Genomic DNA, 16202 nt, shown 5'->3' with positions numbered 1-16202 from the left:
TGTGCTATTCTTCCACTGATTCGACGGCTCGCGCCGATTCGGGCAGGAACGGGGCAAGAGACGGCAGATGATCAAGTCCGTCAAGTCCCATTTTTTCCAGAAATACGTCGGTGGTCACCAGAAGCGCCGCATGTGAATCGGGGTCCGCGCCGCGTTCCTCCACCAGTCTGTGCAGCGTCAGCGAACGGATCACGCCGTCGGAGCTCACCCCGCGAATGGCCGATATCTGCGCACGTGTGATCGGCTGCTTGTATGCGATGATCGCCAGGGTCTCCATCGCGGCCTGCGACAGCCTCGCCGTCTTTCCGTCGTTGACGAAGGCCTCCACCGCGGGCAGCATCTCCCGACGGCTGGCCAGGCGCCATCCGCGAACCGTATGAAGCAGTTCGAATCCACGACGTTGCGTGCCATCCGCGCCATCGTAGTCGTCGCGCAACGATTCCAGAACCTGGACCACGCGATCGACGTCCACGCCCAACGCCCCCGCCAGCGCATCCTCCGTCAGCGGACGGTCACTCACCATCAGCACCGATTCCAGACAGGCGGCCAGACCACCGGGGAATTCGTCCACATTCACCATCTATGCAAAATCCTTTTCGCTGATTGTCACGTCATCATCATCGTTCGTGGTCGCCGAGCCATCCTCGCCATCGCCCATACGCCCGGTCACGGCACGCATGCCAGCCGCCCACCGCAGGTGCAGGTCGGCGTACGGTCCCTCCTGCTTGAACTGCAGCTCGCCCTGCTTGAAGAACGCCAGCACCGCCAGGAACCGTGCCACCACCTCGATGCGGGTGTCCGTGTCGGCGGTCAGCTGGTCGAACGTCATGGAGTCCCCCTCAGGAAGCCGGCGCAGGCGGTCGCGAACCATGGACGCCTGCTCGCGAAGGTCCACCAACGGCACATGCAGCTGGCTGACCGTCACCTCCTCCGGCGGCGCGCCGGCGATCGCACGGGCGGCCATCCTGGCCAGCGCCTCCGCGTCGATCGTCAGTCGCAGATCCGGCATCATGGCGGCGATCGCATCGTCCACGTATCCCGGATGGTCCACTCGACCGGCGTTGGCGGCCATACGCGAGCGGAAATCCACGCCCGCCTGCTTGAACGCCTTGTACTGCAGAAGTCTGGCGAACAGCAGGTCTCGTTCACGCAGCGCGTCCATGCTGTGCTCGTCGCGGTCACCGTCATCGAAGGACGGCAGCAGCGCGGCGCTCTTCGCCTCCACCAGCACCGAGGCGACGTCGATGAACTCGCTCGCCTCGTCCATGTTCGCGGTCAGGTCCATGGCATCGATGTAGGCGATGAACTCCTCAGTGACCGTGGCCAGCGACACCTCGGTCAATTCCAGACGCTTGTTGGCCAGCAGTCCCAGCAGCACGTCGAACGGCCCCTGGTAGGAGTCGAGCTCGACATGAAAACCGGCGGTGGCATCGGATTCGATGGCCTCACCGCCGGGCTGCGAGTTCGAAAGATCCGCGGAACGTTCCGCCGCCGTCACGCCACCACTCCGCGTGCCACCAACTCACGCGCCACCTCGCGGTATTCCTTGGCGGTCTTGTGCTCCGGGGCGTACATGGTGATCGGCGCCGCGGCGATCGTGGCGTCGGGCAGTTTGATCGACCGTGTGATCACGGTGTGGAACACCTTCTCCTGGAACGCCTCGTAGATGCGGTCGAGCACCTCCTCGGAGTGCAGCGTGCGTGTGTACATGGTCACGAGCACACCGTAGACCTCAAGACCGGGATTGATGCGGCTCTTCACCTTCTCGATGGACTGCATGAGCAGCGCCACGCCTCGCAGGGCGAAGAACTCGGCGGCCACGGGGATGATCACGCCGTCGGCCGCGGTCAGCGCGTTCACGGTGAGCAAACCCAGCGACGGCTGGCAGTCGATGATGATCAGATCGTATTCGTCGCGCAGCGGACGCAGCACGCTGGCGAGCACCTGTTCGCGTCCCACCTCGGTGACCAGCTGTACCTCCGCGGCGGACAGGTCGATGTTCGCGGGAATGATGTCCAATCCCTCGAACCGCGTGTGATGCACGACCTCGTGCGGGTCCATCGACGGGTTGAACATGGCCGTGTAGATGGTGTTGTCCACGGAGTTCGCGTTGATGCCGAGACCGACCGAGGATGCGCCCTGCGGGTCGGAGTCGACGATGAGTACCTTGCGCCCGAAGTTCGTCAGCGCACCGGCGATGTTGATCGATGAGGTGGTCTTGCCTACGCCGCCCTTCTGGTTGCACATGGCGATGATTCGTGCGGGTCCGTGATGGTCCAAAGCTTGCGGCGCGGGGAAGGTCTCGTATTCGCGCCCTAACAGATCAGTAGGCATAATCTCCATGCTAACAACAACCGTGCCTAGTTTTCGTCACCCGAATCGCGGATTTTGCCGACGTGTCATCCGCATGCCCGACGGCATGACGACGGGACCGCCTGCGGGCGGGGCGGCGATGTCATCGGGCACGCGGATGGGAGGTGAGGTACGTCTCCATCAGCACCTGGGGGCTGACGTGCGTGTAGATCTGCGTGGTGGTGACGCTGGCATGGCCGAGCAGCTCCTGCACGGTGCGCACATCGGCGCCGCCCTGGATGAGATGGGTGGCGAAAGAGTGGCGAAGCGTGTGCGGATGCAGCGGTTTGTCGATGTGGGCCCGCTCCCCTGCGATCCGAACGATCTCCCACACGGATTGTCTGGAAAGACGGCGTCCGCGCTTGTTGAGGAAGATCGCGCGCAGCTCGGGATTGCTCTTGGCCTTGCGCATGAGCGGCTCGCGCCCGTCGTTCAGGTACGCGTGCATGGCGGCGCAGGCGTAGGAGCCGACGGGAACCAGACGCTGCTTGGATCCCTTGCCGGTCAGTCTCGCCACGCGCTGGTCGAGGTCGATGTCGGCAAGGTCCGCCCCCACCGCCTCCGAGACGCGGCATCCGGTGGCGTACATGAATTCGAGCAGCGCACGGTCGCGCAGCGATACGGGATCGGTCGCCCCCTTGGGTGCCGCCGCGTCGAGCAGCTTGGACACCTCGTCCACGCTGAGCACATCAGGAAGCGTGGACGGCCCCTTGGGCGGCTTCACTCCTTCGGAGACGTCGGACGGAATCTTGCCCTCGGCGACGGCGAACCGGTGCAGCTCGTGCACCGCGGCGAGGCGACGGGCCCGGCTCCTCGCGCTTTCCACGGCAAGCGACGCCATGAAATCCTCCACGTCATGACGCGAGACCTCGACGAGCGAACCGATGCCTCTGCCACGCAGCCACTGCGCGTATCTGGACAGGTCGGAGCGGTAGGCGGCGACCGTGGCCTTCGCCAATCCCCGTTCCACGTCGATGTACGCCAGAAAGCGATCGATCAGATCGTCCAGCGTGTCCGTGCCGGATTTCGCGTGCCAGCCAGGTTCGTCCATATGGTCCTCCGTATCCGTATCATCCACTCATCCATGTCAATCGGCATCGTTCGGCGCCGTCGGACATCGCGCCCGATATCAGAAAACCGTTGCAAGTTAGTTTGTTCTAGCTTGTAGGACGCCCTTGCGGGCGTCCGCTCCAAGTCTCACACGGCTGTCGCCGTTGCTTGGTTCGCACTTCACCGGGTCCTGCGTTGCGCGACGCGAGGCGTCGTTCCGTCTTCCGGTCCCTCCATGCGCGTTTAGGGTCTCCGGGGCACTCCCGGCGACCTGGATGTTGACGGCCGCGTTCAGGTCACGGTCGATGGTCAGTCCGCAGGCTTCGCAGTGGTAGATGCGCTCGCCCAGGGAGAGCTTGGCTTTCACCCTCCCGCAGTTCGAGCAGCGTTTCGAACTGGGATACCAACGGTCGATGACGTGCAGTCTCGCGCCCGTGCGGACGGTCTTGTACTCCAATTGGCGGCGCAGCTCGGCGAACGACACGTCCATGACGGCCTTGGCGAGCCGATGGTTTTTGACCATGCCGGCCACGTTCAGATCCTCGATCGAGATGTCCGAGTACGTGGATGCGAGCATCGTGGTGAGCCTGTGCAACAGGTCACGGCGCCGGTCGGCGACGCGGGCGTGCAGCCGGGCGACCCGCTCGCGCGCGTCGTGCCTCCGATGTGATCCCTTCGTTTTGCGGCTCAACGACTTCTGCGCGCGCTTCAATCGACGTTCGCCGGCCCTGAGCGCATGCGGATTCGGGATGACGGTGCCGTCCGAGAGCGTCGCCAGGGTCCTGACGCCCAGGTCGATGCCGACCGCCTCGCCCCTTGGCGGGCGGATGGGTCTCACGTCCGGTCGTTCCACGGTCAGGGACGCGTACCAGCGGCCCGCATGCCGGCTGACGGTCATGCGCAGCACCCTCGCGCCTCCGACCCGTTTCGCAACGTTCTCCATGCAGTGGACACGCCCGATGCGCGGCAGCTTCAACGCCTTCGGGTCATCCCCGACGAGGCCGAACGACCCGGTCGTGTACGCGAAGCGCGGCGGCGTCCTGTCCTTGGACCTGAATCTCGGGAACCCGACCCTACGCCCCTTGCGCAACCCACGGCGGCTTTTCGACCAGTTCGACAACGCATCCGACAGCGCTTCCAGCCCGCTGTTGTAGGATTCCTTGCTGTTCTCCCGCCACCATGGCATGCCGTCCACATCCACGGCCAGCGCGTCCTTGTTCGCGTTCCACCAGCGACGCAGCGCATACAGCGACCACTCCGGCTTCCCCTTGGCCTCAATGGTCTCCCTGACGTGCGCCAACCCCGCGTTGAACGCGAACCGGGCCGCGCCCGCATGCGACATGAGCCCGCGCTCCTGCGCGGGAGTGGGATCCAGCGCCACCTTGACGGCCTCAAGCATTCTCCGCCGCCTCCATCGCGGCCTTCACCTTGCTCCTCGCCGCGCGACGCCCGTACAGGCGCGCGCAGAACGAGGTCAACACCTCGGTCATGTCACGTACCAGATCATCGTCAAGTTCCGTATCATCCACGACGACGAGACGACGGCCGGAGGCTTTCAGCGCGGACTCGACGAGTCCGGCGTTCATGCGGGCGAGACGATCCCTGTGTTCCACGATGATGGTACCTACGCTCGGGTCGGAGAGAATCCGGTTGAGCTTGCGACGCCTGTCGTTCACGCCCGAACCGGTCTCCATGACCGTCTCCGGGTTCTCGACATCCATGGCGATGGCGAACGCTTTCAATCGATCCGCCTGACGTCGCAGATCCGCTTTCTGATCCGCGGAGGATACGCGCGCATAACATACGGTGCGCGAGCCCGCGACGGGCGCATCAGACCTCTCGTATTTCGGGTCGTGGATGAGCCACACTCCGTTCGAACGCTCGAACGGCACGGGCATACGATTCTCACGACACCACTTCCACACCGTCTGCTCGTTCAAACCCTCACGGGCCGCCCATTCCCTGACACGCATGAACAAATCATAACACTGGCGAACAAAGAAAAACAAGCCAATAACACAACAATTCAAAACCCCGCCGCGCGAAACAGCGTGGCGGGGTTTTCAATCATCGAACCTGAAAACGAATCAGGCGTTGACCGGGGCGTTCACGTCCTCGGGCAGAGCGGCCTTGGCGGCCTCGACGATGGTCTTGAAGGTCTCCGGATCGGAGACGGCCAGCTCGGCCAGAGCGCGACGGTCGAGATCGATGTCGGCCAGACGCAGACCCTGGATGAAGCGGTTGTAGGTGATGCCTTCGGCGCGGACGGCAGCGTTGATACGCTGGATCCACAGCTTGCGGAAGTCACCCTTGCGAGCCTTGCGGTCGCGGAAGTTGTAGTTAAAGGAGTGCAGCAGCTGTTCCTTGGCCTTGCGGTACAGGCGGGAGCGCTGGCCACGGTAGCCCGAAGCCCTCTCGAGAACGACGCGACGCTTCTTCTTGGCGTTGACTGCGCGCTTGACACGTGCCATATCTTAATTCCTCAGCTTTCCTAAGTCGTCTTCTGTGCAGACCACGGATCAGTGGTTGAGCATGTTCTTCAGGTTGGCGGTCTGGGTCTTGGCCAGCACCTTGTCGGCCTTCAGAGCGCGGCGCATACGAGCCGACTTGTGCTCAAGGTTGTGGCGCATGGAGCTACCAGCGTGCATCAGCTTGCCCGTACCGGTGACGCGGACGCGCTTGGATGCAGCGGAGTTACTTTTCATCTTCGGCATTGCTGCCCTCCTTTTGAGTATGTTCCTTCACGGAAGTCTTGTTCAGTTCGGCATGGGCCTCGGCTGCGGCCTCGGCCTGGGCTTCCTTCTTCGCGGCCAGTCGCGCGGCCTGACGGGCCTGGCGTTCCGCGCGGGCGGAGGCGCCACGACGGCGCTGTTCGGACTGGGTGTGCACCTTCTTGCCCTTGGGGGCCAGCACCATGATGATGTTGCGGCCTTCCTGACGCGGCTGGGATTCGATCGTACCCAGCTCGGCCACCTCGTCGGCAAGACGACGCAGCAGCTCCACACCGCCGATCGGACGGGACTGCTCGCGGCCACGCAGCATAATGGTGACCTTGACCTTGTCGCCGCCGGAAAGGAACCGCTCGACATGACCCTTCTTGACGTCGAAGTCATGGTCGTCGATCTTCAGGCGGAAACGAATCTCCTTGATCTCCGCGGTGCTCTGGTTACGGCGAGCCTCACGAGCCTTGATCTTCTCGTTGTACTTGTACTTGCCGTAGTCAATGAGCTTGGCCACCGGAGGCTTCGCATTCGGCGCCACCTCGACGAGATCGAGGTTGGCCTCACGCGCAAGATTCAGCGCGACAGAGGTCGCGATGACGCCCACCTGCTCGCCCTTCGGGCCGATCAGGCGTACTTGCGGTACGCGAATCTCTTCGTTGATACGTGGTTCGGCGCTAATGATGACTCCATTCCCTACTGCCCGGCGAAATTCCATCTGCGTCCGAAACATACAGCGTTCACACGTCCAACCGATCACCATTCACGAAGGCATGCTTCGCGGCGACCATACGTGTGCGGAATCCTGAGCACATCGATGAACGATGCACGATTCCTCGGCACGTCGTGCATTCCGACGTTGCCGGCCGAATCCAACAATCAGGCATTGCCCTTGATCGACGGTTCGGAAGGCTGTAGGCCTTGGACCCGAGGCCATAAGAGGCTTCCAGGTGGGATTTCTCCACTTTCTTGATTTCTCAAGCCTTGAAGATAATACCACGGTTTTTCTGTTATGCAACCGGCGTGGCGCGTGTCGTGTCCCCGACGTTCCCGACCAGCCGCGGCACCGGTCGGAGGAACGTCAGCGTACCGCGTCGAGCAGTCCCTGGATGCCCTGCTCCTTCAGGATCTTCCGGTAGGGGCCGGCCTCCTCGGCGATGAGCTGGTCGATGGCGCGCATGCCGAGCAGTTCCACGGGGGCCTTGTCGTCGGTGAGGATGAGCGGACTGTCGGAGTCCGGCTCCTCCACCTTCACAAACCGATGCGCCACGTCGGACATGTAGTCGCGCAGCTCGGAATCGTGCGTGCGAATGTAGGTGATGGCACGCAGCGGTATCGCCTTGGAATCCTTGGCCAGATCGCTCACACCCCTGAACGACTTGTCCTCTCCCTGAGTCTTGGCGAACAGCTCGCGGTTGGTGGTACCGGGCACGTCGGCGGTGATCACGTTGCCGCTGCCGAACACGGAGGCGATGGTGGCCTGCAGGGATTCGTTGATAGATCCCTCGCCATCGGAGATCATGTTCATGTTCACCACCATCACACCGCCCGGGTTGAGATGACGCTGCACCATGCGAAAGAACTCGACACTACTCATCTGGAACGGGATCGTGATGTCCTGATACGCGTCGACCATGATCACGTCGTACGTGTCGTCGCTGGCGGCCAGCCATGCGCGACCGTCGTACGTGCTCACCGGAATGTCGCTCGGCTCGTCGAAGTACTCCCCCGCCAGTCGCGTGATCTTCCCGTCGATCTCCACGCCCTGCACCTTCATGTCGGGATAGTACCGGCGCAGCTGCCGGGCGTACGTACCGGTTCCCATGCCGAGGATCAACGCGGAGTCGGCGTGGTCGGCGAGCGCGGGTGCAGCCAGGGCGGTGTCGTAGTACATGCCTGTGAGGCCTTCGGATTTCATGGTGACGGATTGCACGCCGAACAGCACGTTGGTAGACAGGATGGTGCGGTCGGCGAGGTTCTTGACCTGCAGATAGTTGTAGATGGATTCGCCCTCGTAGGCGAGGTTGTTCTCCCAGAACGCGAACCCGCTCATGGGCGAGCAGACGGCCGAGCCAATGAACAGCACGGTGCATACGGCTCCGGTGATCGGCTTGATGCGCGAGGCGATGAAGTAGGCCAAGGCTATGGCGAGCAACAGGCCGGAGAAGATGAGGAAGGTGACGAACGTGCCTACCGCGGGAATGGTGACGAACGTGGGCAGGAACGTGCCGAGGATGGAGCCGGCCGTGTTGCATGCGGAGAGACGGCCGACGATGGTGGCGTTGTCGTCGAGCGAGTCGGTGGTGAACTTGACCAGTCCGGGGGTGACGGTGCCGAGCAGGAAGAGCGGCGGCACGAAGATGATCATGCAGCTGATGAACGCGGCGATGACGAGGAAGTTCGTGGAGACGGTGACGATCAGCAGTCCTGAGATGAGCAGGATCAGGTATTTGCCGACGAGCGGGATCAGCGCGATCCACACGGCGGCGATGGCGATGCGACGGTAGAGCAGGTCGGGGTCAGGGTTGCGGTCTGCCCAGCGTCCGCCGACCACGGCGCCCAGGGCGAGGGCGATCATGATGGTGCCGATGATGATGGTCCATACGATCTGCGAACTGGAGAAGTATGGGGCGAGCAGTCGCGATGCGCCGAGTTCGGCGGCCATGACCGCCATGCCGGAGAAGAATTCGGTGACGTAGAGGAAGGTCTTCGATTTCAGGATCGGTCGGTTGTTCGTTTCGTTCTTCCTCATGTTCCGTGTTCCCCGCCTTGCGTTGCGTTGGTGATGGCGTTCCACATGGCTGTATGACTGTGCCATCCCACATGGTTGTCCCACCCAATTATGGAGAGAAGTCTAGAATTGTGGGTGTCATGTTCCATCAACGATGAAGGAGGACGCGATGATCGACCATCTGACGATCAAGGTGAGGGATTTCGAGAAGGAGGCCGCGTTCTATGAGGCGGCGCTCGCTCCGCTCGGCTATGCGAAGGGCGTGGAGTTTCCTGGAGCGGTGCAGTTCGCGTCTTCGGACGGCAGCAGCGTGTGGGTGAGCGGCACGGATGGCGATGTGGTCCCCGTGCATGTGGCGTTCGTCGGCGACGAGGATGCGATCAAGGCGTTCCATGAGGCCGGTCTGGCGGCCGGCGGCACCGACAACGGCGCGCCCGGTCCGCGCCCGAACTACGGACCGACGTACTATGCGGCGTTCGTGCACGATCCCGAGGGCAACAACATCGAGGCCTGCTCTCACTAGCCGAATCATCCGGGGCGTCCGGGCCGTTGCAGCGCGAGCGGCCCGGACGCGATCATATACTCACAGAACGTGGAAGTGCTGCAGCGCCTTGAGAATGCCGTCGTCATCCACGTCGGCGGTGATGTAGTCGGCGGTGGCCTTTGCCGACTCGCCGCCGTTGCCCATGGCCACGCCGATGCCGGCGTAGGCGAGCATGTCGGCGTCGTTGCCGCCGTCGCCGAACGCGATGCATTCCTCACGTGTGAATCCGTAGAGCTTCAGGAATGCCCTGATGCCGGCGGGCTTGCCTCCGTCGGCGGGGATGAAGTCGCAGAACATGGGGTGCCAGCGCACCGAACGGCAGTTAGGCAGCATGTCGACGATGCGCCGTTCCTCGTCTTCGCCGACGAACGCGCTGAACTGGTAGGTGGGGTGGTCGAACACGCGGTTCACGTCGTCGATCACCAGCGAGGGGGCGGTGGATCCGAGTCCCGCATACTGGATGCGGATCGTCTCGTTGATCTGGTTGAAGTACACGTAGTCCTCTTCGGCGAAGTTCGCGCCGACCTCGGGATGGGCAGCGAGGTAGTCGAGGAAGATGCGAAGGTCCTGCTTGTCGATGTCGTGTTTGAAGAGGAACCCGTTGGAGTCGAAGCAGTACTGGCCGGTCATGGTCATGTAACCGTCGAAGGTGATGCCGAGATGTTCGGTGACGACGCCCATCTGCGTAGGCGAGCGTCCGGTGGCGATGAACACCTTGATGTCCTTGGCCTTGAGCGCGTCGATGGCGTCCTTGGTGGACTGCGGAACCTCATGGGTCTTGAAGCTGGTGAGTGTGCCGTCGATGTCGAAGAACGCGGCCTTGATCTGCTGTGCCATGAGTGATCTCCTCGGTTGCCTTCATTGTGCTTCCGGCCTCAGCTTATCAAGCTTCCCACCCATATCCGCCTATCGACCACGTCCACTATTCTGTAGTGCAACGTCGTTCGAGGGGGTTTCATGACGCAATCAGACACAGCACGGCCATGGCGACGGCTACCCGATGCCGTCAGACGGGTGTGGATGCTGCGGTCGCTGATCATGGATCTGTGCGTCATGGCGGTCTGCGGGCTGGCGGCTGTTGTCTTCCACGTCATCCGATGGTGGTCATGGTGCCATGCGCTGGCTTTGACGTCCATCGTCGTGCTGGCGGCGCTGGAACTGGCCACCCAACCGTTGCGCACGCGATACGCGTACCGATTCAACCGGTATTCGATCGGCGGGCATGACGTGATGCTGCATCGGGGATGGCTGTTTCGCACGACCACGACGATCCCCTATAACCGGGTGCAGCATGTGGAAACCCGGCAGGGGCCGTTGCTGCGCCGGTTCGGTCTGACGGCGGTGGAGATTCATACCGCCGTGAGCGAGCATGAGATCCCCGCGTTGGAGAATACGCAGGCGGCCGCGATCGTCGAACAGATCAGCGCCCGCGTGCTGGCGTCGAGGGATGACGTGTGATGGGCCTGTTCCGGATCACCATGCCGGCGCCCGATTCCACGACTTGTGACGTATCGGAGCAGCTATGGCATCGAACGCACCCCCTGTCGCTGATTCTCGACATCTACGGATGGGGAAAGAGGATCATCGGATTCGTCGTCTCCATGCTGGTGGTGTTCTCCAGATTCCATCTGTCGTTCCGGCTCATATGCGCGATCACTGCGGCGACGCTGATCGTCGGCGTCATCTGCCGTGTTGCCTCGTGGTCGGCAAGACGGTACCGGCTGGGTGACGATGCGCTCACGGTCAGATCCGGTCTGTTCACCACAACGCGCACGACCATTCCCTACGATCACATGCATGCCGTCAACGTTTCGTCACCGATAATGCTCCGACCGTTCGGTCTGGTGACGGTGACCGTGGATTCGGGCGGTTCGTCGGATGGTTCGTCGATCACCCTGTTCGCAGTCCCGGAGAAGCTGCCGGATCGTCTGGAACAACTACGCCGGAATGCGACGGCGGACTGCGCCATGCCGACTACAGATACCGTTGCCGGCCAACGCCCCCGTTTGGCGGTCGATGATGATGGCAACATCGCCATCAAACGGACCCTGGTGTTCCGCGCATCGACCCGCGACACGCTGCTGTTCGCCGTAACCGATCTTGGATTCCTCGCCGCGTTGGCGGTCCTCTACGGGTTCGTGCAGAACCTGCACGACGTGATTCCGGGAAGCGTCTACGATTCCGCGCAGGATTCCGTCATCCGTCTGTCTACGCACAGCACGTTGAGCATCGTATTGACGATCATGCTGGTCCTGGCGTCGATGCTGGCCGTCAGCATCGTCAGATCGCTGATGCGATACTACCGGTTCGAGGTGTGGCGGCGTGGCGGTGAACTAATCATCGTGAGGGGGCTATTCACCCGCAGGTCGGTGACGATTCCGGTCCGCCGCATTCAGACCATCACCGTACAACAGTCGGTGCTGCGCAGACTGCTGCATCTGAGTTCGGTCCAGGTGGGGCTGGCCACGACGGGCGCACCCCATGACGACGAGGACAAGCGTATGCACGGCGGCATTCTCCCGGTCATCGCCGATCGGAGACTGTATGGGACATTGCGGAGCATGCTGCCGGAATGGGATCTCGCATGCCCGCACATACGCCGCACGGCGCGTGGACTGGGCCGGTATCTGCTGCTCGCTCCCCTATTGGGCACGGTCATCGCCGTGGCTGCGATCGTGACCGGCGTAATGGCGTTCGCCTCCTTCCGTGCCTCACACAGCGGGATGTCAATGAGCATGGTGACGTTGTCGGGCGGAACGGATCCGGATTCGCTCATGGGTTCGTTCCGAATCGTCTGGCTGCTGTGGCTGGCCCTGATACCGGTGTTGTTCGGCGGACGTCTGTGCCTGTGCCGCTGGCTGAAGCTGCGTTCGGAAGGATATGAGCTGCTCGACAGCGAGCGGATCGTCGTCACGGGCGCCCGCGGAGCCGGGTTCGTCACGATGTTCACACACCGGTCGCGTATTCAATGTGTGTTGCGCCGTGTGCTGCCGTGGAGACTTGCCGCAGGAGTGGAGTCGCTGGATCTGCCGTTGTTCGTGATGAACGGGTATTCGTGGCTGCGGTTCAGCGTGATCAGGTCCGGCGAGGCACAGCGGCTACACGACTGGGCGGCGGATGTCGAAAAGACGGCCGGCGGCCCCACACGGAGGGAGCACTCGGGGACGACGACAGAGCATGAAAAAGGGTCTCCCCTGTGGGAGACCCTGGAATCGGTCGAAGGATGATCGACGATCGGCGGGGAACGGGATCAGTCCTTTGCCGTCAGTCCTTGGCGATGGTCTTGCCGGCGGTCGGGCCGGAGGCGAGGTCCTCGATCTCGGTGATCTCGAGCACCGGGATGGCGGCGGGCTTCTTGGTGCCCTTCTCCTCGGCCACCTTCACCTGCTCCTCGTAGATGGCGTCGTCGGTGTGCAGCACCACGTTGCCACGGAAGCGGTAGCCCTTCTTCTCCGCCAGGTTGGCGAAGGCGATGACGAGCTTGCCATTGGCCTGCAGGTTCTTGTAGGCCTGGCCGGCGGTGCGCTCGTGGTAGGCGATGTGGTTGTCGTCGAGCACGAACAGCGACATCTTCGGACCGAGATCCAGCGTGCCGTCCTCGTTCTGGGTGGCGATCCAGCCCAGGTTGTTCTCGATGAAGGTCTTCATCTCAGCGGTGAGCGTTGCCATATGCGTCCTTTCAACGTTCGTTTCTGTCCGCTGTCTACCCTACTCTGCAACGTCGATGGCGCGCAGGATTTCAGCCTGTGAGAAACATCACTCCGCGCCGATCGGGTCTATTCCGGGCTCTTCAGCGCGGAGACCATGTCGATGCGGTCGAGCATGCGGTTGGTCACCAGGGTGACGATCAGCGCGAAGCCGAGCGCGAGCGCCGCGGAGTATACGTAGCTGATCCAGTGCGCGTGCACGGCGAAGTACATGCTCGGCATGCGCAGTGCCACGGTGAAGCCTTCGGCCACGAGTCGGCCGAACGGCAGTCCGAGAGCCACGCCGATCAGGGTGAGGATGATCATCTCCTTGTTCACGTAGTGCCGCACCTCGCCCTTGCGGAAGCCGAGCACCTTGATGGTGGCGAGTTCGCGCTGCCGTTCGGAGATGTTCGTGGTGCCCAGGGTGAACAGCACCACGAAGGCGAGGGCGCCGGCGAGCACGAGCAGCACGTAGACCACGGTGTTGATGAGCGTGAAGTTCTTCCGGAAGTCGCGCACGAGTTCGGCGGTGCTCGTGACGGACAGGTAGCGGTCGTCGTGCCGGAGCGTGTCGGAGAAGTCGATCTGCCCGGCCGGGTCGCCGTTGAGGTGGGCGAGCATGCCGTTGGCCTTGTATTCGCCGAAGAGCTTCTCGTACAGCGGCTGCGTCATGTACACGGTGTTGCCGAGGTAGTTTTCGACCACCGAGTCGACGGTCACGTTCACGCCGTTGAGCGAGGAGTCCTTGAGATGCGCCTGGCCTCCTTCGGCGAGGCCCAGCATCTGCTGCGCGTTCTTGGTGACGGCCACGCCGGTGTCGGACAGCGTCACCGGCGCTCCCCCGCCGATCGCCGCGCTGTAGTCGCTCTGCGCCTCGCGCAGATGGATGTATCCGCTGATATCGCCGCCCTTGGGCACGACCATGATCTGCACGCTTTCCTCGCGGTTGCCGCCGATGGCGTTGAGCGTGCCGGAGTCGATGCGCACGGACTGCACGTCCTTGACTTGCTTGTTCTGCCGCAGCTCGTCAAGTGCGGAATCGTGGTCGTTCTCGCCGGTGACGGCCATGAGATCGTAGTCGTAGACGCCTCCGTACTGGCTGGGCGAGAGTTCGACGACGGAGTCCTTGATGGCGAATCCGCACATGAGCAGCATGGTGCAACCCATGATGCCGGCGATGGTCATGAATGCCCGGGACTTGTAGCGGAACAGGTTGCGCGCGGTCACCTTGTTGAGGAACGACATGCGCTTCCAGAGGAATCCGATGCGTTCGAGCAGGATGCGTTTGCCGGCCCGCGGCGCCTTGGGGCGCATGAGTGCGGCCGGGCTGAGGCGCAGTTCGCTGCGGCACGACCAGATGGCACTGCCCACGATGGCGACGACGAACAGGGCGACGCTCGTCAGGCCGTACACCCAGTCGAAGTGCAGAGTGAACGCCGGCAGCAGGTACATGGTTTCGAAGATCGAGAAGATGATTTTGGGCATGGCGATGAACCCGAGCAGATCGCCGAGGATCCCACCGGCGAGGCAGGCGAGCAGCGCGTAGACCACGTATTTGCGCAGGATCTCGCTTCGACGGTAGCCGAGCGCCTTGTAGGTGCCGATCAGACCGCGGTCCTCCTCCACCATGCGGGTGATGGCGGTGAGGCTGATGAGCACGGCGACCAGCAGGAACATGACGGGGAAGACGGTGCCGATGGCGTTGATGGATTTGGTGTCGCTGTCGATGCTGGCATAGCCGCCGAGGGCCATGCGATCGCGCACGTACCAGCGTGCGTCGGCGATGTTCTCCACGTCGGCGCGCGCGTCCGTGATCTTCTGCTGGGCCTCGGCCTTCTTCTGGTCGAGTTCCGTCTGCCGGGCGTCGAGCTGGCTTTGCGCTTCGGCGATCTGCTGTTTTGCGGATTCGATCTGCGCGCGGCCTTCGGCGATCTGCTGGGCCGCTGCTTCGGCTTGGGCCTGGGCCGCCTGCAGCTGGGCCTGTGTCTGGGCGCTCTGCGCGGAGGTTCGGGAGTTCCGCTCCGTCTGCCCGTTCGCCTGTTCGGCGCTCTGCGCGGCCTTCAGCTGTTCCTCCTGCGCGTCCAGCTGCCGTTCCTGTTCGTCGATCCGGTTCTGCTGGTCGGTGAGTTCGGCGCGGGCGTTGTCGATCTGCGTCTGCGCGTTGCCGAGTTCGTCGTTGGCCTTGCTTTCCTCCTCGTCCACGGTGGCGTGGGCGTCGGCCTTGAGCGCCTGCGTCCGTGCCGTCTCCCGGTCGGATTGGATGGCTTCGATCGCGGTCTTGGCGCCGTCCACCAGGTTCGTGTATCCGTCGGAGTAGGCACGTTCGGTCGTGGATCCGTCGACGTGCACGTAGGCTGCCGTATAGACGTCCTTCGCCGAATCGTTCACCGCTGCCGCCGTGGTGAAGAACGTGTAGTCGGGGGTCGTGGAGGTGTCGCGGAACGCGGTGGCGCCTTCGCTGTTGTTGGTGTTGGTCGGGTCGATCACCGTGCCGACGATCGTGTAGTCGCGGCGGGCGAAGATCTCAGTGGAGCCGGACGCCGTATCATCATCCTTTTCCGTCGCCGCGGTTCCGAAGCTCACCTTGTCGCCGATCTTCGCGCCACTGTCGTTGAGATAGGCGGAGGTGGTCGCGACCTCGTCGCCATTGTTCGGCAGACGCCCATCGAGCACGTACGGCGTGTTGAAGCCGGTGACGATCTGGCTGAGCGTGGCCGTGGTCTTGCCTCCGTCAACGGTGACGCCGACCTCTTCGGAATGTCCCCCGCGCACGTCGTCCACGCCCTTGACCTTGGCGAGCGCGTTGATGTCGTCTTCGGTGAGACCCATGGTGGAGACGACGGAGACGTCGTACAGGTTCTGCCGGTCGAAGAACGAGTCGGCGGATCGGAGCAGATCGTCGCAGGCTGCGTGCAGGCCGGTGGCCATGGTCACGCCGAGCGCCGTGATGCTGAGGATCGAGACGAATCGTTTGCCGTTGTGCGCGATCGTACGACGGATGTCCTTGCCGAACGCGGTGTTGAATCGTGGCGGACGCCGTCCCTTGGCCGAATGCGCGGGGCGGCGACGCACCGGCCTCCGCCGGATTCCGGATTGTGCCTGCTGGGTCATTGTGC

At 63.0% G+C, this 16202-nt stretch carries 16 protein-coding genes; 3 read left to right on the top strand and 13 right to left on the bottom strand.

Translation table 11 applies throughout. The features are described from left to right. Positions 1–4 precede the first annotated feature (4 nt). The 10 genes from scpB to Tam10B_RS11200 form a co-directional block, all read right to left on the bottom strand. Positions 5–580 (bottom strand): SMC-Scp complex subunit ScpB, encoded by a 576-nt coding sequence (gene scpB / locus Tam10B_RS11245; RefSeq protein ID WP_093961326.1) that lies wholly within the window; start codon positions 578–580, stop codon positions 5–7. Further along, positions 581–1498 carry a segregation and condensation protein A gene (locus Tam10B_RS11240; RefSeq protein ID WP_093961325.1) on the bottom strand — a complete coding sequence of 306 codons (918 nt, stop codon included), beginning with the start codon at positions 1496–1498 and terminating at the stop codon, positions 581–583. After that, a complete protein-coding gene (locus tag Tam10B_RS11235) occupies positions 1495–2334 on the bottom strand; it encodes a ParA family protein (protein ID WP_093961324.1) in 840 nt (279 codons plus the stop codon). Before Tam10B_RS11235 ends, Tam10B_RS11240 begins: the two co-directional genes overlap by 4 nt. Before the next feature lie 121 nt (positions 2335–2455). Beyond that, positions 2456–3403 (bottom strand): site-specific tyrosine recombinase XerD, encoded by a 948-nt coding sequence (xerD, locus tag Tam10B_RS11230; RefSeq protein ID WP_093961323.1) that lies wholly within the window; start codon positions 3401–3403, stop codon positions 2456–2458. 96 nt (positions 3404–3499) lie between these two features. Continuing rightward, positions 3500–4801: an IS607 family element RNA-guided endonuclease TnpB gene (gene tnpB, locus Tam10B_RS11225; protein WP_093961322.1), complete on the bottom strand. Its 1302-nt coding sequence runs from the start codon at positions 4799–4801 to the stop codon at positions 3500–3502. Continuing rightward, complete coding sequence (locus tag Tam10B_RS11220; RefSeq protein WP_093961321.1) at positions 4794–5375, bottom strand: IS607 family transposase; 582 nt, start codon at positions 5373–5375, stop codon at positions 4794–4796. The genes tnpB and Tam10B_RS11220 overlap by 8 nt, the downstream gene beginning before the upstream one ends. A 114-nt stretch (positions 5376–5489) precedes the next feature. After that, positions 5490–5873, bottom strand: coding sequence for a 50S ribosomal protein L20 (rplT, locus tag Tam10B_RS11215; protein WP_093961320.1), 384 nt, complete (start codon positions 5871–5873; stop codon positions 5490–5492). A gap of 48 nt (positions 5874–5921) precedes the next feature. Next, complete coding sequence (rpmI, locus tag Tam10B_RS11210; protein ID WP_093961319.1) at positions 5922–6116, bottom strand: 50S ribosomal protein L35; 195 nt, start codon at positions 6114–6116, stop codon at positions 5922–5924. Next, the gene (gene infC, locus Tam10B_RS11205; protein WP_093961318.1) at positions 6097–6840 is read right to left on the bottom strand and encodes a translation initiation factor IF-3; all 744 of its coding nucleotides are present in this window, start codon (positions 6838–6840) and stop codon (positions 6097–6099) included. The genes rpmI and infC overlap by 20 nt, the downstream gene beginning before the upstream one ends. A gap of 363 nt (positions 6841–7203) precedes the next feature. Continuing rightward, a complete protein-coding gene (locus Tam10B_RS11200; protein WP_233133707.1) occupies positions 7204–8874 on the bottom strand; it encodes a spermidine synthase in 1671 nt (556 codons plus the stop codon). A 148-nt stretch (positions 8875–9022) separates the two neighbouring features. On the opposite strand from Tam10B_RS11200, the gene Tam10B_RS11195 reads away from it, so the two are divergent. Beyond that, positions 9023–9376 (top strand): VOC family protein, encoded by a 354-nt coding sequence (locus Tam10B_RS11195; protein WP_093961317.1) that lies wholly within the window; start codon positions 9023–9025, stop codon positions 9374–9376. A 60-nt stretch (positions 9377–9436) separates the two neighbouring features. Here the strand turns inward: Tam10B_RS11195 and Tam10B_RS11190 are convergent, their stop codons facing one another. Continuing rightward, the gene (locus tag Tam10B_RS11190; protein WP_093961316.1) at positions 9437–10234 is read right to left on the bottom strand and encodes a Cof-type HAD-IIB family hydrolase; all 798 of its coding nucleotides are present in this window, start codon (positions 10232–10234) and stop codon (positions 9437–9439) included. 120 nt (positions 10235–10354) lie between these two features. Between Tam10B_RS11190 and Tam10B_RS11185 the strand changes: the two genes are divergently transcribed. Together Tam10B_RS11185 and Tam10B_RS11180 are read left to right on the top strand one after the other, a co-directional pair. Continuing rightward, positions 10355–10855, top strand: a complete 501-nt coding sequence (locus tag Tam10B_RS11185) for a PH domain-containing protein (protein ID WP_093961315.1) — start codon at positions 10355–10357, stop codon at positions 10853–10855. Further along, the gene (locus Tam10B_RS11180) at positions 10855–12624 is read left to right on the top strand and encodes a PH domain-containing protein (protein ID WP_093961314.1); all 1770 of its coding nucleotides are present in this window, start codon (positions 10855–10857) and stop codon (positions 12622–12624) included. Before Tam10B_RS11185 ends, Tam10B_RS11180 begins: the two co-directional genes overlap by 1 nt. Before the next feature lie 37 nt (positions 12625–12661). On the opposite strand, the gene Tam10B_RS11175 is transcribed toward Tam10B_RS11180, so the two are convergent. Further along, on the bottom strand, positions 12662–13066 hold the full coding sequence (locus Tam10B_RS11175) for a pyridoxamine 5'-phosphate oxidase family protein (RefSeq protein ID WP_093961313.1): 405 nt from the start codon (positions 13064–13066) through the stop codon (positions 12662–12664). A gap of 107 nt (positions 13067–13173) precedes the next feature. Next, entirely contained in the window at positions 13174–16197 is a 3024-nt protein-coding gene (locus tag Tam10B_RS11170) for an FtsX-like permease family protein (protein WP_093961312.1), read from the bottom strand. Between the last annotated feature and the right edge of the window lie 5 nt (positions 16198–16202).

The organism is Bifidobacterium vansinderenii (assembly GCF_002234915.1).
Taxonomy (GTDB): domain Bacteria; phylum Actinomycetota; class Actinomycetes; order Actinomycetales; family Bifidobacteriaceae; genus Galliscardovia; species Galliscardovia vansinderenii.
This window is presented reverse-complemented; position numbering and strand designations above follow the sequence as displayed.